A 19926-nucleotide genomic window follows, 5' to 3' on the forward strand; every position below is an offset into this window, starting at 1 on the left:
CGCATTTGTTTTTGGGGAGCGTGTGATGGATCTGGGATTGAAGGGCCGCTGGGCGCTGGTCTGCGCGGCGAGCAAGGGCTTGGGTCGCGGCTGTGCCGAGGCGCTGGTGGGCGAGGGCGTCAACGTCGTCATCACGGCGCGTGGCGAGGCCGACCTGCTGGCCACCGCGGCGGCACTGAAGGCGCTCAACCCTGACGTGGAGGTCAAGGCCGTCAACGGCGACATCGCCACGCCGCAGGGCCGCGCCGACGCACTGGCCGCCTGCCCGCAGGTGGACATCCTCATCAACAACGCCGGCGGCCCGCCGCCCGGGGACTTCCGCGACTGGGGCCGCGAGCAGTGGCTGGCCGCGCTGGAGGCCAACATGCTCACGCCCATCGAGCTCATCAAGGCGACCGTGGACGGCATGGCAGCGCGCGGCTTCGGCCGCGTCGTCAACATCACGTCGGGCGCCGTGAAGGCGCCCATCGACATGCTGGGCCTGTCCAACGGCGCGCGCTCGGGGCTGACCGGCTTTGTCGCCGGCGTGGCCCGCCAGCCGCGGCTGGCCGGTGCCAACGTGACCATCAACAACCTGCTGCCCGGTGCGTTCGATACGGACCGGCTCCAGAGCGGCTTCAAGGCCGGCGCCGCCAAGGCCGGCATCGGTGCGGATGAGCTGGCCGCCCGCCGCCGTGCGGCGATTCCCGCGCAGCGCTTTGGCACGGCGGCCGAGTTCGGCGCCATCTGCGCGATGCTGTGCAGCACGCACGCCGGCTACCTGACCGGCCAGAACATCCTGCTGGACGGCGGCAGCTACCCGGGGACGTTCTGATGGCCTGGCTCAAGCGCATTGCGCTCGGCCTGCTGGCCCTCGTGATGCTGCTGGCGCTGGCGTTGTGGCTGGCGCTGCGCGGCAGCCTGGCGCAACTGGACGGCGAGCGCGCGTTGCCCGCGCTGGCAGCGCCGGCCGAGATCCAGCGCGACGCGCGCGGCTACGTCACCGTGACGGCCGAGAACCGCGCCGACGTGGCGCGCGCGCTGGGCTTCGCGCATGCGCAGGAGCGCTTTTTCCAGATGGACCTGATGCGGCGCAACGCCGCGGGCGAGCTGTCGGCGCTGGTCGGCGCCAAGGCCTTGCCGCTGGACAAGGCACGCCGGCTGCACCGCTTCCGCCACCGTGCCGACGCGGCACTGGCCGCACTGCCGGCCGACGAGCGCGCGCTGCTGGACGCTTATGTGAGCGGCGTGAACGCGGGCCTGGCCGCGCTGGGCGCCCGCCCGCCCGAGTACCTGCTGCTGCGCCAGCAGCCCGCGCCCTGGGCCGCGGCCGACACGCTGCTGGTGGCCTACGGCATGTACCTGGACCTGCAGGGCGCGCAGGGCCGCGATGACATCGCGATGGGCGTGCTGCACGACAGCGTGCCGGCCGACTGGTACGCCTTCCTGAGCCAGCACAGCGCCGACTGGCAGGCCGCGATGGACGACAGCCGCGTCAGCGCCGTGCCGCTGCCCGCCGGCCCGTTGCCGGACGCGCTGCGCGTCGTGAAGACCGCCTGCCGCGACTGCGGCCTGCAGGACTCGCGCGACATCGGCAGCAACAACTTCGCCGTCGCCGCAGCGCATGGCCGCGATGGCCGCGCGCTGCTCGCCGACGACATGCACCTGGGCCTGCGCTCGCCCGGCACCTGGTTCAAGGCACGCCTGCAGTGGAAGGACGCCGCCGGCAGCCACGACATCGCCGGCGCCACGCTGGCCGGCACGCCGCTGCTGGTCGTGGGCAGCAACGGCCGCGTCGCGTGGGGCTTCACGAACACGACGTCCGACTGGGCCGACGTCGTCACGCTGCAGCTCAATGCGGCCGGCACGCACTACCTGTCGGGCGGTGTCGAGAAGCCGCTCAAGCGCAGCGTCGAGCGCATCGAGATCGCCGGCCAGCCGGCGGTGGACCACGAGGTGCTGGAGAGCGAATGGGGCCCGGTGATGCCGCAGCAGGCCCCCAAGGGCCAGGCCTACGCGTTGCGCTGGGTGGCCCACGACCCCGAGGGCATGAACCTGCACCTGCTGAAGCTGGAGACCGCCGGCGGCGTCGACGACGCGGTGCGCGCGGCGGCGGGCGCCGGCATCCCGCACCAGAACCTGCTGCTGGCCGACAGCACCGGCCGCATCGCGTGGACCGTCATCGGGGCCATCCCGCGCCGCGTGGGCGTGGACGACATGGACCGCCCGCAGGACTGGCGCGATGGCCGCTCGCGCTGGCAGGGTTACCTGCCTGCCGCCGAGCAGCCCCGCATCGTCGACCCCGCCGATGGCCGGCTGTGGACGGCCAACTCGCGCATGGTGGGCGGCGACGCGATGAAGACGGTTGGCAACGGCGGCTGGGACCTGGGCGCCCGCGCGCAGCAGATTCGCGACGGGCTGCGCGCGCAGGACCGCCTTGACGAGGCCGGCCTGCACGCGATCCAGCTGGACCACCGCGCGCTGTTCCTGCAGCGCTGGCGCCAACTGCTGCTGGACCGGGTGCTGACGCCCGAGTTCGTCGCCGCGAACGGGCTGGCGGACTACCGCGCCGAGGTCGCCCGCAGCGCCGATGCCGCCCGGCCCGACGCCGTCGGCTATCTGCTGGTGAGGGCGTTTCGCGAGCAGGCGTTGACGCAGATCTTCGCGCCGCTCGCCGGCCTGATGGAGACGCGCGGCCTGAAGCTGCGCGACCTGAAGATGGTGCCCGAGACGCCCGGCTGGGCGCTCATCCAGGCCGCCCGGCCCGACACGCTGCCCGGCGCCTACAAGAGCTGGCCCGAACTGCTGCAGCAGGCCGTGCTGGCCAGCCGCAAGGAACTGGTCGACAGGCACGGCAGCGTGGCCGCCGCGACCTGGGGCGCCGACAACCCCACCAGCATGCGCCACCCGCTGAGCCAGGCCGTGCCGGTGCTGTCCGGCTGGCTGGACCAGGCCTCGCAGGGCATGGCCGGCGACGCCCACATGCCGCGCGTGCACAACCACGGCCACGGGCAGAGCGAACGCATGGTCGTCTCGCCGGGCCAGGAGGAGCGCGGCCTGCTCGTCATCCCGGGCGGCCAGAGCGGCCATCCAATGTCGCCGTTCTACCGCAGCGACCATGCGGCATGGCTGGCCGGCGAGGCGCTGCCCTTCCTGCCCGGCGGCGCGGCGTACCGCCTCGTGCTGCGACCCTGATCCAGGCGACACCACTCGTGCGGGGTGAGGATGCCCGCGCCACGCCCCGCTGTGCACAATCGCGGGTTCGCAAGATCCGGAGGACCATCATGAACAAGACCCTGTACGCGCTGATGCTGGCCGGCCTGTCGACCGCCGTGCATGCCGAAGACGCCAGCTCCAACGTCGAGAAGTGCTCCAAGAAGCTGGGCGTCATCGCCGTGGCCGAGCCGCAGCACGGCTGGAACCACCTGTCGCAGTACGGCCTGGGTTCGCCGGCCGCGCTGCTGCGCATGATGATCCAGAACTCCGGCTGCTTCGACGTCGTCGAGCGTGGCCAGGCCATGCAGAACCTGCAGCAGGAACGCTCGCTGGCCGCGGCCGGCGAGATGCGTCAGGAGTCCAACGTCGGCAAGGGCCAGATGCAGGCGGCCGACTTCGTCATGACGCCCAACGTGCAGGTTGGCGCCAACACCAGCGGCGGCCTGGGTGGCTTCCTGGGCGGCCGGCTGGGCATCGTCGGCGCCATCGCCGGCGGCCTGAAGTTCAAGGACGCGTCCACCAGCCTGCTGATCGCCGACGTGCGCTCGTCCATCCAGGTCGCGGCCGCAGAAGGCAAGGCCAGCAAGACCGACTTCTCCATCGGCGGCTGGGGCTTCGGCGGCGGCGCCGTGGGCGGCATGGGCGGCTACACCAGCACCGCCGAGGGCAAGCTCATCGCGGCCAGCTTCCTCGACAACTACAACAAGATCGTGCTGACCATCCGCGACCAGCCCAGCCTCGTGCGCGGTAGCAGCGCCTCCGGCGACGCCAACGCGGCCGCCTCCACGCAGGCCGGCGCGCCCATCAACGCCGGCCAGATGTTGGCGCCCAAGATCTCCAACGTGAAGGCCTACGCGACGCCGTCGCGCGAAGGCAAGGTCGTCGCCACGCTGAACCGCAGCGACGAGCTGGTCGCCACCGGCGAGGTCAAGGACGGCTTCGTCAAGGTCGACTCGGCCAACTTCAGCGGCTGGGTGCAGCGCACGCTGGTCACGCCGATCGGCAACTGATGAAGGTCGCGCTGGTCACCGGCGCAGGGTCGGGCATCGGCCGCGCCGTGGCCCGCGCGCTCGCGGCCGAGGGCTGGACGCTCGCGCTGATGGGCCGCCGCGAGGCGCCGCTGCGCGAGACGCTGGCCGACGCGCTGCTGCTGCCCGCCGACGTCGCCGACGAGGCGCAGGTGGACGCCGCCTTCGCGACGCTGGCAAAGCACTTCGGCCGGCTGGACCTGCTGTTCAACAACGCCGGCATCAGCGCCATCGGCGTGCCCATCGACGAGTTGCCGGTGGCGCAGTGGCGCGCCGTGGTGGACACCAACCTCACCGGCAGCTTCCTGTGCGCCCGCGCGGCCTTCCGCCTGATGAAGACGCAGCAGCCCCGCGGCGGCCGCATCATCAACAACGGCTCCATCTCGGCCCACGCGCCGCGGCCCAACTCGGCGCCGTACACGGCCACCAAGCACGCCATCAGCGGCCTGACCAAGTCGCTGAGCCTGGACGGCCGCGCGTTCGACATCGCCTGCGGCCAGCTCGACATCGGCAACGCTGCGACCGAGATGACCGAGAAGATGGCACGCGGCATGCCGCAGGCCAACGGCCAGGTCGCCGTCGAGCCGCGCATGGACGTCGAGGACGTCGCCCGCGCCGTCGTCTACATGGCCGGCCTGCCGCTGTCGGCCAATGTGCAGACGATGACGGTCATGGCCACGCAGATGCCGTTTGTCGGACGCGGCTGAACGTCAGCCCCTCGCCCATTCCCGCCTCGCTGAACGCGGGCGGGCCTGGTCGATCCCCCTAGGGGATGGCGATGCTTGCGGCATTGAGCCGCAAGCACATCGCCTGACGGGCCGGCTTGGGAGCGGCCCGGCGCTCGGCCCCACTCCGCCGTCTGATGGGGTTTGGTGGCGCGCTGCCGCCATGACCTCTTTCCTGCCGCCAGGGACTTGATCATGCTGGCGGCACGGCCTCCCGCGTCAGCCGTCACAATCCCGCCATGTCTTTGCTCCGTCTGCTTTTCCGCTGGTTCCTGCTGCTCGTCGGCGCCGTCATTGGCCTGGGCTTCTTCCTGTTCGCCGTGCTGGCCTTCGTGCTCATCCTGCTGGCCAGCCTGTTGACGGGCCGCAAGCCCAACCTGCAGTTTCGCGTGAACCAGAATCCGTGGGCGCGGCGCCGCCCGGCGTCTCAGGCCGAGGCGGGCGATGTCGTCGACATCGAGGCCCGCGAGGTCAAGGAGCCGGCGCCCTTGCCCTTGCAGCCTCCCCGCCACTGAGGGCGGGCGCCTTCAGCTCCACCGCGCCGTACCAGGTCTTGGCCGACGCGCGGCTGTTGTCGCTGTCGGTCATGACGGCCATCGACATCAGCGGCCCCGGCTCCTCGCCGAAGGCGAGCCGGAAGTCGGCGGCAAGGTCGCGCTGGTGGTCACGCCAGCGGCGCAGCTCGGCCGGGCCGGAGTCGACGACGATCTTGCGGATGCGGTCGCTGCGCGGGTTGATGACGACGGTGCCCACCGGCAGCTTGCTGTCCCACACGTACATCAGCGTCGCGTAGGGCGGGGCCTCGCCGGTCAGCGCCTGTGCCAGCTCGAACTTCATGCGCGTCTTCAGCGGCAGCCGGGCGATGTCGCCGCCGAAGCCGAAGATGACGCGGGCGACGGCGTCTTCATGGTCGACGTCGGACACGTTGGCGCCGGGGATCAGGCCTTGCGCCCACCACGAGAAGCGCACCTCGCCGACCTGCTCCAGCGACGGCTCCAGCCGCTTGCGCCAGATGCTGGCCGAGCGGTCGGACGAGGCCTCCAGCGCGCGGCGCCCGTCCTTCTCGGTCCAGCGGTAAAGCGTGGCCTTCTTGCCGGGCAACGCCAGCGGCTGCCAGCCCTCGGCGGAGGGCGGCGGCGGGGCGGGGGGCGTGGCGCAGGCGGTGAGCAGCAGGGCGGCGCAGAGGGGCAGAAAAGCGGTCTTCACCAGGACTTGCGTTGGAGTTCTTCGAGGATCTCGCCATATATGCGGTACCTGCTCGCGCTGATCAAGCCCTGATCGACCGCCGCGCGCACGCCGCAGCCGGGTTCGTGAATATGTGAACAGTTGGCGAAGCGGCAGTCGGCGTGCTCGCGCAGGTCGGGCATGAAGCGCCACAGGTCGGCGGCGGCGATCTGGCGCAGGCCGAATTCCTGGAAGCCGGGCGAATCGATGAGCGCGGTCTGGCGCGTGTCATCGGTCCAGTACCACTGCGTCGTGGTGGTGGTGTGGCGGCCGGAGTTCAGCGCCTGCGAGATCTCGCCGACCTGGGCCTGCGCGTCCTTCACGAGCAGGTTGATCGCCGTGCTCTTGCCCGTGCCGCTGGGGCCCAGCACGAAGGTGCGCTGGTGGGCCAGCCACGGTGCCAGCGTGGCGCGGGAGCCCTCGCGGTCGGCCTTCAGCGCGACCTCGAACATCGTCAGGCCCATCGCGCGATAGGGGGCGAGGCGCTCGCGGGCCTCTGCCGTGCCGGGCAGGTCTGTCTTGTTCAGCGCGATGGCCATGCGGATGCCGGCGGACTCGGCGGCGATCAGCGAGCGGGCCAGCTGCGACTCGCTGAAGACGGGCTCGACGGCGACCAGCACCAGCAACTGGTCCAGGTTGGCGGCGAAGCTCTTGGTCTTCCACTCGTCCTGGCGGAACAGCAGATTGCGCCGCGGCTCGACGGCCTCGATGACGCCCTCGTCACCCGACTCGGCAAAGCGCACCTGGTCGCCGACGACGGCGTCGCTCTTCTTGCCGCGCGGGTGGCAGACGAGGCGTTTGCCGTCGGTGTCCTCGACGATGTAGTGGCGGCCATGGCCGCGCACGACCAGGCCCAGGTCCAGGTTGCTGAAACGGCTCATGCAGCCGACGCTTCCGGCAGCGCGCTCACCTGCGCCGCGCAGATCGCGTCGTTCAGCGTCAGCCCGCCGCGCGAGTGCGTGGTGTAGCTGACGGTGCAGGCGTTGTAGCCCACCAGCATCTCGGGGTGGTGGTCCTGCGCATGGGCGATCTCGGCTACGGCGTCGACGAAGGCCATCACCTGGTAGAAGTTGTCGAAGCCGAAGCGGCGGCCGATGATCTTGTTCTCTGCGTCCGGCAGCCAGCCGGGCAGGGCGGCCAGCACGCGGGTGCGCGTGTCGGCGTCCAGCAGCGGGGCCTTGGGGTCACATTGGGCAAGCAGCAGGTCGTTCATGAGGCGAGGGCTGCGAGACGTTCTGCAGCGGGGGGGTGCGAGTAGTAGAAGCGGGCGTAGACGGGGTCCGGCGTCAGCGTGCCGGCGTTGTCCTCGTGCAGCTTCAGCAGCGCGGAGGACAGGTCGGCACCACTGGCCTGCGCGCGCGCGTAGGCATCGGCCTGGAATTCGTCGCGGCGCGAGAAGTGGCTGGCCAGCGGCGTCACGAAGAAGCCGAACACCGGCCCGGCGAGCATGAAGAGCAGCAGCGCCAGCGCGTCGTTCGGTGCGCTCAGGGACGGCTGCACGCCCAGCCCCAGGTAGAAGGCAGGCTGTTGCGCCAGCCAGCCCAGCAGCGCAAAGCCGGCCAGGCTCATTGCGAACGCCAGCGCGATGCGCTTGGTGATGTGCCGGTGCTTGAAGTGGCCCAGCTCGTGCGCCAGCACGGCCTCCACCTCGCCGCCGTTGAGTTTGGCCAGCAGCGTGTCGAAGAACACCACGCGCTTGGCCGGGCCGAAGCCGCTGAAGTAGGCGTTGCCGTGCGCCGAGCGCAGGCTGCCGTCCATGACGAACAAGCCCTTGGACGCGAAGCCGCACTTGGCCATCAGCCGCTCGACGCGTTCCTTCAGCGCCTCGTCGGCCAGTGGCTCGAACTTGTTGAACAGCGGCGCGATGACGTAGGGAAAGATCACCATCACCAGCAGCTGGAAGCCCATCCACGCGCCCCAGGCCCACAGCCACCAGCGCGGGCCCATCGCGCCCATCAGCCAGACGATGAGCGCCACGATGGGCAGGCCCAGCACCAGCGCCAATCCCACGCCCTTGAGCAAGTCGGTGACGTACAGCCGCAGCGTCATGCGGTTGAAGCCGAAGGCCTGCTCGATGCGGAAGGTGGACCACAGCTCCCACGGCAGGTCCAGCAGCGAGCTCAGCAGCGCGAACGCGGCGATCAGCCCCAGCTGGTAGCCCATGGGCTGCCAATCGGCAGGCAGCGCGCGGCTGGCGTCCAGCACCCAGCCGTTCAGCGCGTCCAGCCCGCCCAGCAGCGTCCAGCCCAGCAGCAGCGCCGCGTTGACAGCCAGCGACAGCAGGCCAAAGCGGGCGCGGGAGACGGTGTAGTCGGCGGCTTTTTGGTGCGCCGACAGCGTGACGCTGCCCGCAAACGCCGCCGGCACCTGGCCGCGGTGCGCCGCCACATGGCGGACCTGGCGCGACGACAGCCAGAACTTGACGAGCGTGGAGGCCGCGAGCGCGAGCGCGAACGCGGCGGACAACATCAGGGGAGACATGGGCAAATTTTAGGCTGCGAGAATTCCGCGACTTTTGAAAGCCACGCCATGTCCGACACCCTCACCCCCAGCGACAACAACCTGATCTGGATCGACCTCGAAATGACGGGTCTGTACCCGGACACCGACCGCATCATCGAGATCGCCGTCGTCGTCACCGACGCCAACCTCGACAAGCGCGTCGAAGGCCCGGTCTTCGCCGTGCACCAGTCCGACGAGACGCTGGACAAGATGGACGCCTGGAACAAGGGCACGCACGGCAGGAGCGGCCTGATCGACCGCGTGAAGGCCTCCACCGTCTCCGAGGCCGAGGCCGCCGCGCAGACCATTGCCTTCCTGAAGCAGTACGTCGGCAAGGGCAAGAGCCCCATGTGCGGCAACAGCATCTGCCAGGACCGCCGCTTCCTGGCCAACTACATGCCCGAGCTGGAGAGCTTCTTCCACTACCGCAACCTGGACGTGTCGACGCTGAAGGAGCTGGCCAAGCGCTGGAAACCGTCGGCGCTGGAAGGCTTCAAGAAGGCGCAGGCGCACACGGCGCTGGCGGACATCCACGAGTCCATCGAGGAGCTGGCGCACTACCGCACGACGTTCCTGAACCTGGCCTGATCGGCCCGCAGGACGCTTGCTCCACGCCGCCTTCGACTTCCCCCGCCACCCGCTGGCCCGCGAGGATGGCGAGCGGCTGCGCGGTTGCTGGCCCACGCCGCCCGCGCGTTGGCTGCGGGCTGCGCGGTTGGAGGACGTGCGTGCCGTCATTGCCGAGGCCGAAGCCGCCGCGCGTGCCGGCGCGTGGGTGCTGGGCGGCCTGCGCTACGAGGCGGCGGCAGCCTTCGACGTCGTGCTGGCGACGCATGCCGCCGCCGCGCCGCTGGCCGAGTTCGCCGTCTACGACACCGCGCCGCAGCCCTGGCCTGAAGGTGACGGCGCCTGGACCGGTCTGCTGGGCTGGGCCGATGGGGAGCCTGACGCGACCGCCGCCATCGAGCGCATCCGCGACTACATCCGCGCCGGCGATTGCTACCAGGTCAACCTGACGACGCGGCTGCGCGCGACGGCTCCCGACCTGGATCCGGCGCAGCTGTTCCTCGCGCTGCACGCCAGCCAGCCGGGCGGCTTCAGCCTGTTCCTGCGCGAGGCCGGCGCGGCCAGCGTGTCGCCCGAGCTGTTCTTCGACTGGCGCCCCGTGCCCGGCGCCAAGGCCAGCTGGCTGCTGGCGGCCCAGCCCATGAAGGGCACGGCGCCGCGCGGCCGCGACCGCGTCGACGACGAGGCCGCGCAGGCGCACCTGCGCACCAGCGAGAAGGAGCGGGCCGAGAACCTGATGATCGTGGACCTGCTGCGCAACGACCTCAGCCGCGTGGCGCAGCTGGGCACCGTGCGCGTGCCGCGGCTGTTCGAGCTGCACGCGCTGCCGACCGTCTGGCAGATGACGTCCACCGTCACGGCCGTCAGCCGCGCCGGGCTGACGCTGGCCGACGCGTTCGCGGCGTTGTTCCCGTGCGGCTCGGTCACCGGCGCCCCCAAGGTGCGGGCGATGCAGGTCATCCGCGAGCTGGAACCCACGCCGCGCGGCTGGTACTGCGGTGCGCTGGGGCTGATCCAGCCGGGCGGCGTGGCGACGTTCAATGTCCCCATCCGTACCGTCGAGTTTCGTGACGGGCAACTGACCTGCGGCCTGGGCAGCGCCATCACGTTGGACAGCGAACCCGCGGCCGAGATCGCCGAATGGCGCGCCAAGTCGCGCTTCCTGGCCCGCGCCGAAGCGCCCGTGGAGGCGCTGGAGACGCTGCGGCTGGAGAACGGCGTGGCGCTGCGCGGTGACGCCCACCTGGCCCGCATGCAGCGCACGGCGCGGCACTTCGGGCTGCGTTTCTCGCTGGCCGAGGCGCGTGCCTACCTGAAGGCGGTGGCCGACGCGCAGCCCGAAGGCAGCTGGCGGCTGCGCCTGACCTGCGATGCCGTGGGCCGGCTGCAGCACACGCTGTTCGCCTTCACGCCGACGGCCGAGCCGGTGCGCCTGGCGCTGGCCGACCAGCCCATGCCCACGCGGGGCCCGCGTGCCGAATACCTGGCCCACAAGACGACGCGCCGCGAGCTGTATGCAACGACCAAGCCCGCCGACGCTTTCGACGTCATGCTGTGGAACGAGGCCGGCGAACTGACCGAATGCAGCTTCGGCAACCTCGCCGTGCAGCTCGGCGGCCAGTGGCTGACGCCGCCGCTGGACAGCGGCCTGCTGCCCGGCGTGCTGCGCGCCGAGCTGCTGGCGCAGGGGCGCATCAAGGAGGCGCGCCTGACGCGCGACGACCTGGCCCGCGCCCAGGGCCTGGCCTTCTTCAACAGCCTGCGCGGCTGGCTGCCGGCTCAGCTGCTGAAGTAGCCGGGCTGGTCGACGTCGGCCAGCAGCCCCGGGCGGCGTGGCTGCCAGCCCAGCTCGCGTTGGGTCCAGTCGCTGCTGGTCGGGTTGTCCATCGCGGCGAAGTGATGGAACCAGCCGAAGTGCGCCGCCGCGGCGTCACCGGCCAGCCCCTGCACCGGCACGCCCAGGCGCCGGCCGATGACGGCCGTCAGGTCGGCAAAGCGCACGCCCGTTTCCGCGGCGCCGTGATAGCTGGCGCCGGCCCTGCCGGCCTCGGCCACGCGGCGGAACAGTGCCGCCGCATCCAGCCGGTGCACCGCCGGCCAGCGGTTGCTGCCGTCGGCGACAAACGCGGCCAGGCCCTTCTCGCGTGCCAGGCCGATCAGCAGCGGCACGAAGCCGCGGTCGCCCTCGTCATGGACCGAGGGCGGCAGGCGCACGAGGCTGGCGTTCACGCCGCGCTCCACCAGTGCCGCGACCGCCTGCTCGGAGGCGGAGCGCGGATGGTGGGGCGACGGCGCATCTGTCTCGGTCGCCAGCGTCTTGCCGGCCACCAGCGCCGTGCCCGACGTGACCACCAGCCGGCGGCCGCTGCCAGCCAGTGCGTCACCCAGCGCGGTGACGATGTGGCGGTCGTCCTCGCAGCTGGCGGCGAAGCGCGAGAAGTCGTGATTGAAGGCCGTGTGGATGACGGCGTCCGCCGCGGCCGCGCCGCGCTTGAGGCTGTCGAGGTCGTCGATGCTGCCGCGGTGCGCCGAGGCACCGGCGGCTGCCAGCGCCGCAACGGCGGCATCCGAGCGCGCCAGGCCGGTCACGCGGTGACCGTGGGAAAGCAGTTCTTGCACAATGGCCGAGCCGATGAAGCCGGTCGCGCCCGTCACGAACACATGCATGCGAAGAGTCCTTGCAAAACGGTGGAAGTGGCGCCACTGTCGCGAGCCGCGCCACGCGCGTGAAGCCGTGAGCGCATACCGGTATCGCCATTAACAGGATCACGATGTCTGTCGTCGAGGACAACCCGCTGGGCCGCTACCTGAAGGAGCGCCGCGCCCGCCTGGACCCCGCTGCGTTCGGTCTGCCGCTGGCGCGTCGGCGTACGCCGGGTCTGCGCCGCGAGGAGGTTGCTCAGCGCGCGCATGTGAGCCCCACCTGGTACACGTGGCTGGAGCAGGGGCGCGGCGGCGCGCCGTCCACCGAGGTGCTGGAGCGGCTGGCCGGTGCGCTGCAGCTCAGCGCGGTGGAGCGCGAGCACCTGTTCCTGCTGGCGCAGAACCGGCCTCCCGAGGTGCGCTACCAGGCCGCCGCCGACGTGCCGCCGCGGCTGCAACGCGTGCTGGACGCGATGGAACACTGCCCGGCCATGATCCGCACGCCGACCTGGGACGTCGTCGCCTGGAACCGTGCCTGCGCCGCCGTGCTGAACGACTACGCGGCCATGCCGCCGGACCGGCGCAACATCCTGCGCCACATCTTCGCCAACCCGGCCGCGCGTGACCGCATGGTCAACTGGGCGCAGGACGCGCGTTTCGTCGTCGCTGCCTTTCGGGCGGATGCGGCGCGGGCCGGCGCGACGGCGGCCGTGCAGGCGCTGGTGGCCGAGCTGAGCGCCGCCAGCACCGAGTTCGCTGCGATGTGGGCCGAGCTGGACGTGCGCGGCAACTACGGCGAGGCGGCCAAGCAGATCCGCCACCCGCTGGCCGGCCCGATCTCGCTGGAATACAGCGGCCTGGCGGTCGAAGGCCGGCCGGACCTGACCCTGATCGTCTACCACCCGGCCACGCCGGCGGACGAAGCCAGCGTGCGGCGGTTGATGGGCGCTCAACCCTGAGGATTTGGTGAAAACCCTGAGCCGTGCTACAGTCGCGGCTTCGCCTGGGGCCAACCCAGGTGGTCCACGTCTCCTCTGACCTCGTTCGATCACTCGTATCGGACTCCGAACACGGATCGGTCGGCGGCGATGAAGCCGTCGCTTTGACTGACTGTTCCCCTGCGCCGCACCCGGGCTGATGTAGCTGCCCGAGCCGCACGACGCGAGCTGATCTATCTCCCAGCGACTTGTTGCATTCCGAAGGGCCTGACGCCCCTCGGCGCTGCGCGTTTGCCTGCGCGGCGAGATTGAACGATTGAAAGAACGAACGATGAGTTTCGAGACCCTGGGCCTGAGCCCCGCCGTGCTGCAGGCCGTCAAGGATGCCGGCTACGAGAACGCCACCGACGTGCAGGCCCAAGCCATCCCGGCGGCCATCGCGAACAAGGACCTGATGGTCTCGTCGCGCACCGGCTCGGGCAAGACCGCCGCCTTCATCCTGCCGGCGCTGGAGAAGATCCTCGCCGCCCGTGGCGACAACACCAAGCGCCGCGAAAAGGGCGTGATCTACGGCCCGCGGGTGCTGGTGCTGGCCCCGACGCGCGAACTGGCGATGCAGGTCGCCAAGGCCGCGCAGACCTACGGCCGCCACATCCCGGGCCTGAAGGTAGCGACCGTGCTGGGCGGCATGCCCTATCCGCTGCAGATCCGCCAGCTCACCGGCCCGCTGGACATCCTCATCGCCACGCCCGGCCGCCTGCTGGACCACCTGGCCAGCGGCAAGTGCGTGCTGTCCAACGTCGAGATGCTGGTGCTGGACGAAGCCGACCGCATGCTGGACATGGGCTTCATTGACGACATCAACGTCGTGACCAGCCACACGCCGGACACCAAGCAGACCGTGATGTTCAGCGCCACGTTCGCTGGCCACGTGGGCCGTCTGGCACAGCAGCTGCTGAAGGATCCGCAGCGCATCGAGGTGGCGTCGCACACCGAGACGCACGAGAACATCGAGCAGCGCCTGCACTGGGCCGACAACCCCCACCACAAGGACCAGCTGCTGGAGTCCATCCTGGCCGCGCCGGAGCTGGATCAGGCCGTCGTCTTCACGAGCACGCAGCGCGACGCCGACTGGCTGGCCGAGCGCCTGGCCGAGATCGGCCATGCCGTGGCGCCGCTGCACGGCGCCATGCCGCAAGGCAAGCGCAACCGTGTGCTGATGGGCCTGCGCCGTGGTGACCTGAAGGTGCTGGTGGCCACCGACGTCGCCGCCCGCGGCATCGACGTGCCGACGATCAGCCACGTCATCAACTACGGCCTGCCGATGAAGGCGGAGGACTACGTGCACCGCATCGGCCGCACCGGCCGCGCGGGTCGCTCGGGCCTGGCGATCACGCTGGGCCTGCGTGAGGACGTGTCGATGATCCGCCGAATCCAGCAGTTCACGACGCAGACGATTCCCGTGTCGCAGATCGCCGGGCTGGAGCCCAAGACGCAGGAGCCGCGCATCTTCCCGCCGCGCCCCGCCGGTCAGGGCTTCGACCGTGGTGGTGACCGCTTCGGCGGCCGTCCGGGCTTTGGGAACAAGAGCTTCCGCCGTGATGGCCAGGGCTTTGGCGGTGGCCGCCCGCACCAGGGTGGTGGCCGTCCGTTCGAGCAGGACCGTGGCTTTGCGCCGCGCGACGACCGTGGTTTCGCGCCGCGTGGCGAGGGTCGTGGTTTCCCGCCGCGCCATGAAAACCGCGGCTTCCAGCCGCGTGAAGACCGTGGCTTCCAGCCCCGCGAGGACCGTGGTTTCGCCCCGCGCGAGGAGCGTGGCTTCCAGCCCCGTGACGACCGTGGTTTCCAGCCGCGTGGCGATCGCCCGTTCAATGCCGGCGGCAAGCCCAGCTTCGGCGGCGATCGTCCGTCGTTCGGTGGCGAGCGCCGCGGCCCGGGCGGCCCGCGCAAGGGTGGCTTCGGCCGCTGATCTTTGATGAGTCGCGTGCAGCTGCACGCGATGACTCCCGTCGATCTCGACGCCGTACTGGCGCTGCAACAGCGCTGCTACGGCGTCGACTTTTTGGAGCATCGCGATGCCTTCGCCGCCAAGCTGGCCGTGACCGACGGCCTGGCGTGTTGCTGGATGGCCCGTCGGGATGACGGCAAGCCGCTGGCCTACGCCGTCAGCCTGCCGGTCTGCGAAGACACGCTGCCGGCGCTGGATGCGCCGCGCTGCGAGAGGCCCGTGCAACCCACGCTGCTGTACCTGCACGACATGGCCGTGGCGCCCGAGGCGCGCTCGCTGGGGTTGGCATCACGCCTGCTGGCGCGGCTGAAGGAGCGCGCGCTGGCGCTGAACCTGCCGCAGATGGGCCTGGTGGCCGTGCAGGGCTCGGTGCCGTATTGGCAGCGCCAGGGCTTTGCCGAGCCGGCCGCGCTGGCGCCGGCGCTGCGGGCCAAACTGGCCAGCTTCGGCGCCGATGCGCGGTTCCTGCTTCAGTCCTTCAGGTAGGGCTTGAGCCAGCGCATCTGCGGCTTGTCCTTGCCGCCGTCGGGCTCCAGCGACAGGAAGTAGTCACCCCAGGTCGGGCCGCCGGCCCACCACAGCCAGCCGGTCCAGACGTCCGCGTTGTCCTGCAGATGCTTGAGCGCACCGGCCACGGCCTGCTCGCAGACCGCGTTGGCGCCGCCGCCGAGCTCGCCCAGCAGCGCGCGGCGCTTGTTGGCCTTGAGCCATTGCGTGAAGCGCTGCAGCCGCTCGACGCCGATGGTGGGGCTGACGCATTCGGCATTGGTGCCCGAGCCGTCCTTGTCGAAGTACTGGTGCACCTCGAACACCATGTTGTCGAGCGGGTCCTTCACGCGGCCCATGACGTCGGCGTTGGGCGTGCCGTACCACTTGGATTCAAACCAGCTCCAGGCGCCGGTGTAGCCATTGCCCGGCAGCGTGATGAGGTTGGTCGCGCCGGTTTGGCGGATCGCGTCGACCGCGGCTTGCGCGGCGTCGGCCCAGGTCTCGGTCGGCATGTTGCGCGGCTCGTTGACGAGGCCGAACTGCACTCGGGCGTTGTCCTTGAACTGCAGCGCCAGCCGGCGCCAGAAGTCGGCGAAGGCCGCGTGGGGCACCTCGGGGCGGCCGATGTGGATGTCCTTGTAGGCGGCGTAGTTGTGCGGGTCCAGCAGTACGTGCAGGCCGCGGGCCGTCGTGCCGTCGACGAACTCGCGCAGCCGGGCCAGTTCGGCCGCGTCCAGCTCGCCCATCAGCCGGGGCTGCAGGCGCTCCCAGCGGAAGCCCACGCGCATCAGGTTCATGCCCTGGGCCTGGTAGTAGGCGGTGCTGGCGACGCTGGGGTAGACGTAGTCCTTGCCGTAGACGCCGGGGAAGGGCAGCTTCTCGCCCCATTCGGCGCTGGACAGGCTGATGCCGCGCCATGCCAGCGGTGCGGCGTGTGCCGCGGCCGCAGCGGCGAGCAGCGTGGTGGCGAGCAGGCGTTTCATGCGACGTCCTTTGCGGGCGGTTGAATGCCGAGGGCGGCCAGCACGTCCTGGCAGGCGCCCATCGTGTGGTAATCGGTCTTGCCGGCCGGGCTCTTCTCGTCGGTGAGCTTGGCGTTGTCGGGGCCGAGGATGCGGTACCAGGCGCCGTGCTCGTGGTCGACGAAATGCTGCCAGGCGTAGGCCCAGAGCCGGTCGTACCACTGCCAGTAGCCGGCGTCGCCGGTGCGCACGGCCAGCCAGGCAGCGGCGGCCAGGCTTTCGGCCTGCACCCAGAAGTACTTGTCGCCGTCGCAGACGCCGCCGCCCTCGCGCTCGGGGGCAAAGCCGTAGACCAGGCCGCCGTGCGCGGCGTCCCAGCCCTCGCGCATGGCGGTATCGAAGAAGTGGCGCGCCGTCGGCACCAGCCACTCCGGGGCGGCGTCGCCCAGGCGGCGTTCCAGCATCAGCAAGAGCTTGGCCCACTCGGTGAGGTGGCCGGTCTGGAAGCCCCAGGGGCGGAAGATGTTGGTCTTGTCGTCGCGGTTGTAGTCCCAGTCGGGCGTCCAGTCGGCGCGGTAGTGCTCCCAGACCAGCCCGCCGGCGAGCGACGCCTGGCGTTGCGCGATGGAGGTTGCCAGCGTCAGCGCACGATCCAGGTAGCGCGCCTCGCCGGTGGCCGCGTGCGCGGCCAGCATGGCTTCGCAGGCGTGCATGTTGGCGTTCTGGCCGCGGTAGGGGCCGACCTGCCAGTCGGGCGTGGCCTCGTCGGCGTAGAGGCCGTGGGCGGGCTCCCAGAAGCGGCGCTCCATCAGCTCGAACGTGGCGGCAATGCCTTCGCGCGCGCCCGGCACGCCGGCCTCAGCCGCATGGGCGTTGGCCAGCAGCACGAAGGCCAGGCCGTAGCAGTGGTTGGTGCCGTCGGTGACGGTGGCGCGGCCGTCGTGCCAGTCCAGCACCCAGGTGTAGCCACCCTGGGGTTGCGCGTGCGCCGCGTTGACGAAGGCCAGCGCGTGGGCCACGTCGCCCACCGCGCCGCCGAACCAGCGCCAGGCCAGCGCATGGTTGAAGACGAAGCGCGTGCTGCTGACCAGGTGGCGGGTGCGGCGGTCGTAGACGGTGCCGTCGTCCTTGAAGAACTGGAAGCAGCCGCCGGTGTCGTCCTTGACGCGCGGCGCGTAGAAAGCCAGCGTGTGGCGCATGTGGGCCCACAGCGCGTCGGGGCGGCGCATGTCGGGAGTCGTCATTTCAGAACCTCTTCTTTCAGGAATCGGGTGAGCTCATCGGCCATGCGGGCGTGCACGTCGATGCGGGGGTGGGCCCAGGCGAAGGCCTCGAAGCGGTAGCTCCAGACACGGGCGTCGCCCTGAGCGCGCAGCGTCTGCACGGCTTGCGCGACGGCGCGGGGCAGGGCGGGTTGCTCCTGCGGCGCCGACATGCCGCCCAGCAGCAGCACGAGCCTGGCGTGCGGGTAGCGACTGCGCAGCTGGCGCACGAAGGCCAGGTAGCGCGGCGCGAAGTCGGTCGCGATTGCCAGGCCCTTGGAGGCCGGGAAGCCGTGGTCGTTCTGGCCCAGGTTGAGCAGCACGATGTCGGGCGCGGGCGACTCGGGGGGCGCCATGGCGGCGTCCTTGCGTGGCGCGACGCGGTCCCACACGTCGGGCATCAGCAGGTCATGCCAGGTGGCGGTGATGCCAATGCCGCTGACAGCGATGCCGATGTAGTTGGCGCCCAGCCGCTGGGCCGTGACCGCGCCATAGGCGCGGGTGCCGTCGTGGGGGTAGAGGTCGTCGTACTGGTCATCGGCCACGTCGCCGTTGCAGGCGCCGGCAGTGATGGAGTCGCCGAAGAAGGCCAGCGTCAGCGGTCGCGCGGGTGGTGGGGCCAGCAGCTCGGCGCCGTCGGCCAGGCGCAGGCCCAGCAGCGACGCCTCGGCCATGGAGCCCTCGGTGCGCTTGACCAGGCGCAGCGTGTGAGTGCCGTCGGCCAGCGGCTCGCGCAATCGCCACACAGCGGACGACTGCCCCGGCACCGCCAGCGGGTGAACGCGGCCATCGATCTCGACGCTGAAGTGGCTGGTGCCCCAGTGCGCGGACGAGAAGGCCAGGCTCAACTCGCGGCCTGTGAAGCGGGCGCGCAGCTCGCTGCCGCTCCAGGCCATCAGCTTGGACGCGGGTAGGGCGCCCGGACCGACGCGACCCACCCAGCGCAGCCGGGCGTCGTCCGCCGGGATGAGGGCCACGTCGCTGCGGGTTGGCTCGCGCACGAAATCGCTGGGCCGCAGTTCCTTGGGATAGAGGCCTGCCGACATGACGGCCAGGAAGCTGGCCGGCCTGCCGCTGCCGGCCCAGCTGTCGCGCTTGACGCGCAGCTGCAGCAGATGCGCGGTGGGCTCCAGCTCGCGGCCGACGACGCTGTAGTGCCAGCCCAGGTAGCCCTGGCGCTCCGGCACGTGGCCGCGCAGCGTGACCCAGGGGCCGTCGTCCACGCGGGCTTCGAGGTTGCGATAGTGCTCGCTCTCGGCGTGGAAGACGGCCACCTCGGCACCAAAGACGAGGAAGCGCGCCTCGGCATCATCGGCCGTGGTGGCCCAGCCGGGCTGCTGGCCCGGCCACTCGGGATGTACCTCGCCGCCGCGCGCGAAGCCGTGCGACTGGTAGGGCTTGAGCGTGTCGCCCGTCAGCAGCCGCGTGAACTCATGCGCGCGGCCGTGCAGCGGCGCCGGCAGCGGTGTCGCGACGGCAGTGGCACGGCTGGCGCCGCGCAGTGTCTCGGCCAGTGCGAGGGCGATGCGCTGGTGACCCGTGGCGTTGGGATGCACGGGTTCGTCGTACAGCGTGGCCCAGCGGTCCTGGCCGGCGTCGACGCGGGCCTGCATCCAGCGGCCGAAGTCCAGCGCCGTCAAGCCGTAGTGCGCGGCCAGCTGCAGTTGCAGGTCGGTCGCGTCGCGGGGCTGGTTGCCCTGCTGCGTGAGGCCCAGCACGACGACGGCGGGCGGCTTTCTTGCTGTCAGCAGCCGGCGCAACAGTGCTTCATAGCTGCTACCTCGCACGGCGGGGTCCAGCCACTGGTCGTTGACGCCGAACTCCACGATGACGAGGTCGGGCTGCGCGTCCAGCACCTGCGCCTGCAGCCGCTGCACGGCGGCGGCCGAGTCGGTGCCGCTGAGGCCGGCGTTCACGAGCTTCACCTTCGGGCCCAGCGACCTGGCCAGCAGCGCGGCCCAGCCGCGCTCGCGCGGTGGCTGGGCGGCGTAGCCGGTGGTGATGGAGCCCCCCAGCGTGGCCAGCGTGATGGCGTTGCCGGCCTCCAGCCGGCGCATGACGGCCTGCAGCCGTTCGTCCGCGGCCGCCTGCCCGGCAGTGGGCAGCATCAGGGACAAAGCCAATCCGATTCCTTTCAGCCAGTTCATGTCAGCCCTTGGTGGCGCCTGCCGGGCTGCCCGGGCGACCGGCGTGGCAGGCCTGCGCGGGCAGGCCGGCGGCTGCAGCCCGAATTCGCCCGCGGTCGGGGTCGGGAGGCGGTGCGGGAGCGTGGCCGGGAGGTCACGTTGTCTCTATTTGTTTACTAAACGTTTGTGATTATGAGTGCGGTTTTGCGCGTCGAGTGCCCTGTGTTGTCTAGAAAACATCGGGACTATCCCCGAGT

The 19926-nt window shown here is 71.0% G+C and carries 18 protein-coding genes; 10 read left to right on the plus strand and 8 right to left on the minus strand.

Going from position 1 to position 19926, the window contains the following annotated elements:
* The first annotated feature begins 25 nt into the window (after window positions 1–25).
* The 5 genes from ACG04Q_RS19870 to ACG04Q_RS19890 all read left to right on the plus strand — a co-directional run bounded on the left by ACG04Q_RS19870 (window position 26) and on the right by ACG04Q_RS19890 (window position 5463).
* Complete coding sequence (locus ACG04Q_RS19870; protein WP_394513043.1) at window positions 26–814, plus strand: SDR family oxidoreductase; 789 nt, start codon at window positions 26–28, stop codon at window positions 812–814.
* Entirely contained in the window at window positions 814–3174 is a 2361-nt protein-coding gene (locus tag ACG04Q_RS19875; protein ID WP_394513044.1) for a penicillin acylase family protein, read from the plus strand. The genes ACG04Q_RS19870 and ACG04Q_RS19875 overlap by 1 nt, the downstream gene beginning before the upstream one ends.
* Window positions 3175–3263: 89 nt before the next feature.
* The gene (locus ACG04Q_RS19880; RefSeq protein ID WP_394513045.1) at window positions 3264–4205 is read left to right on the plus strand and encodes a CsgG/HfaB family protein; all 942 of its coding nucleotides are present in this window, start codon (window positions 3264–3266) and stop codon (window positions 4203–4205) included.
* Window positions 4205–4930, plus strand: a complete 726-nt coding sequence (locus tag ACG04Q_RS19885) for an SDR family oxidoreductase (protein ID WP_394513047.1) — start codon at window positions 4205–4207, stop codon at window positions 4928–4930. Before ACG04Q_RS19880 ends, ACG04Q_RS19885 begins: the two co-directional genes overlap by 1 nt.
* 257 nt (window positions 4931–5187) lie before the next feature.
* Window positions 5188–5463 (plus strand): hypothetical protein, encoded by a 276-nt coding sequence (locus ACG04Q_RS19890; RefSeq protein WP_394513048.1) that lies wholly within the window; start codon window positions 5188–5190, stop codon window positions 5461–5463.
* Here ACG04Q_RS19890 and ACG04Q_RS19895 read toward each other — a convergent pair.
* From ACG04Q_RS19895 to ACG04Q_RS19910, 4 genes are read right to left on the minus strand one after another with little or no spacing between them, the layout of a single operon-like run.
* On the minus strand, window positions 5420–6154 hold the full coding sequence (locus ACG04Q_RS19895; RefSeq protein WP_394513049.1) for a DUF3047 domain-containing protein: 735 nt from the start codon (window positions 6152–6154) through the stop codon (window positions 5420–5422). The two genes, ACG04Q_RS19890 and ACG04Q_RS19895, sit on opposite strands and share 44 nt — an antisense overlap.
* Window positions 6151–7095, minus strand: a complete 945-nt coding sequence (rsgA, locus tag ACG04Q_RS19900; protein WP_394513350.1) for a ribosome small subunit-dependent GTPase A — start codon at window positions 7093–7095, stop codon at window positions 6151–6153. The genes ACG04Q_RS19895 and rsgA overlap by 4 nt, the downstream gene beginning before the upstream one ends.
* Window positions 7050–7385, minus strand: coding sequence for a 4a-hydroxytetrahydrobiopterin dehydratase (locus tag ACG04Q_RS19905; RefSeq protein ID WP_394513050.1), 336 nt, complete (start codon window positions 7383–7385; stop codon window positions 7050–7052). The genes rsgA and ACG04Q_RS19905 overlap by 46 nt, the downstream gene beginning before the upstream one ends.
* Window positions 7382–8653, minus strand: a complete 1272-nt coding sequence (locus ACG04Q_RS19910) for a M48 family metallopeptidase (RefSeq protein WP_394513051.1) — start codon at window positions 8651–8653, stop codon at window positions 7382–7384. Before ACG04Q_RS19910 ends, ACG04Q_RS19905 begins: the two co-directional genes overlap by 4 nt.
* A 48-nt stretch (window positions 8654–8701) precedes the next feature.
* Between ACG04Q_RS19910 and orn the strand changes: the two genes are divergently transcribed.
* Both orn and ACG04Q_RS19920 read left to right on the plus strand, forming a co-directional pair.
* Window positions 8702–9262, plus strand: coding sequence for an oligoribonuclease (gene orn / locus ACG04Q_RS19915; RefSeq protein ID WP_394513052.1), 561 nt, complete (start codon window positions 8702–8704; stop codon window positions 9260–9262).
* A 16-nt stretch (window positions 9263–9278) separates the two neighbouring features.
* Complete coding sequence (locus ACG04Q_RS19920) at window positions 9279–11036, plus strand: bifunctional chorismate-binding protein/class IV aminotransferase (protein WP_394513054.1); 1758 nt, start codon at window positions 9279–9281, stop codon at window positions 11034–11036.
* Here the strand turns inward: ACG04Q_RS19920 and ACG04Q_RS19925 are convergent.
* On the minus strand, window positions 11021–11908 hold the full coding sequence (locus tag ACG04Q_RS19925; RefSeq protein WP_394513055.1) for an SDR family oxidoreductase: 888 nt from the start codon (window positions 11906–11908) through the stop codon (window positions 11021–11023). The genes ACG04Q_RS19920 and ACG04Q_RS19925 overlap by 16 nt on opposite strands.
* A gap of 104 nt (window positions 11909–12012) precedes the next feature.
* Between ACG04Q_RS19925 and ACG04Q_RS19930 the strand changes: the two genes are divergently transcribed.
* The 3 genes from ACG04Q_RS19930 (at window position 12013) to ACG04Q_RS19940 (ending at window position 15316) form a co-directional block, all read left to right on the plus strand.
* Window positions 12013–12843 (plus strand): helix-turn-helix transcriptional regulator, encoded by an 831-nt coding sequence (locus ACG04Q_RS19930; protein ID WP_394513056.1) that lies wholly within the window; start codon window positions 12013–12015, stop codon window positions 12841–12843.
* Window positions 12844–13153: 310 nt separating this feature from the next.
* A complete protein-coding gene (locus tag ACG04Q_RS19935; protein ID WP_394513057.1) occupies window positions 13154–14791 on the plus strand; it encodes a DEAD/DEAH box helicase in 1638 nt (545 codons plus the stop codon).
* Between the two features lie 6 nt (window positions 14792–14797).
* Window positions 14798–15316, plus strand: a complete 519-nt coding sequence (locus tag ACG04Q_RS19940) for a GNAT family N-acetyltransferase (RefSeq protein ID WP_394513058.1) — start codon at window positions 14798–14800, stop codon at window positions 15314–15316.
* Here the strand turns inward: ACG04Q_RS19940 and ACG04Q_RS19945 are convergent.
* From ACG04Q_RS19945 to ACG04Q_RS19955, 3 genes are read right to left on the minus strand one after another with little or no spacing between them, the layout of a single operon-like run.
* Window positions 15301–16302, minus strand: a complete 1002-nt coding sequence (locus ACG04Q_RS19945) for a glycoside hydrolase family 5 protein (RefSeq protein ID WP_394513060.1) — start codon at window positions 16300–16302, stop codon at window positions 15301–15303. The two genes, ACG04Q_RS19940 and ACG04Q_RS19945, sit on opposite strands and share 16 nt — an antisense overlap.
* Window positions 16299–17525, minus strand: coding sequence for an AGE family epimerase/isomerase (locus ACG04Q_RS19950; RefSeq protein WP_394513061.1), 1227 nt, complete (start codon window positions 17523–17525; stop codon window positions 16299–16301). Before ACG04Q_RS19950 ends, ACG04Q_RS19945 begins: the two co-directional genes overlap by 4 nt.
* A complete protein-coding gene (locus tag ACG04Q_RS19955) occupies window positions 17522–19651 on the minus strand; it encodes a GDSL-type esterase/lipase family protein (protein WP_394513062.1) in 2130 nt (709 codons plus the stop codon). Before ACG04Q_RS19955 ends, ACG04Q_RS19950 begins: the two co-directional genes overlap by 4 nt.
* Window positions 19652–19926 lie beyond the last annotated feature (275 nt).

Source organism: Pelomonas lactea, from assembly GCF_043555885.1.
In the GTDB taxonomy this organism is placed as follows: Bacteria; Pseudomonadota; Gammaproteobacteria; order Burkholderiales; family Burkholderiaceae_C; genus Pelomonas; species Pelomonas lactea.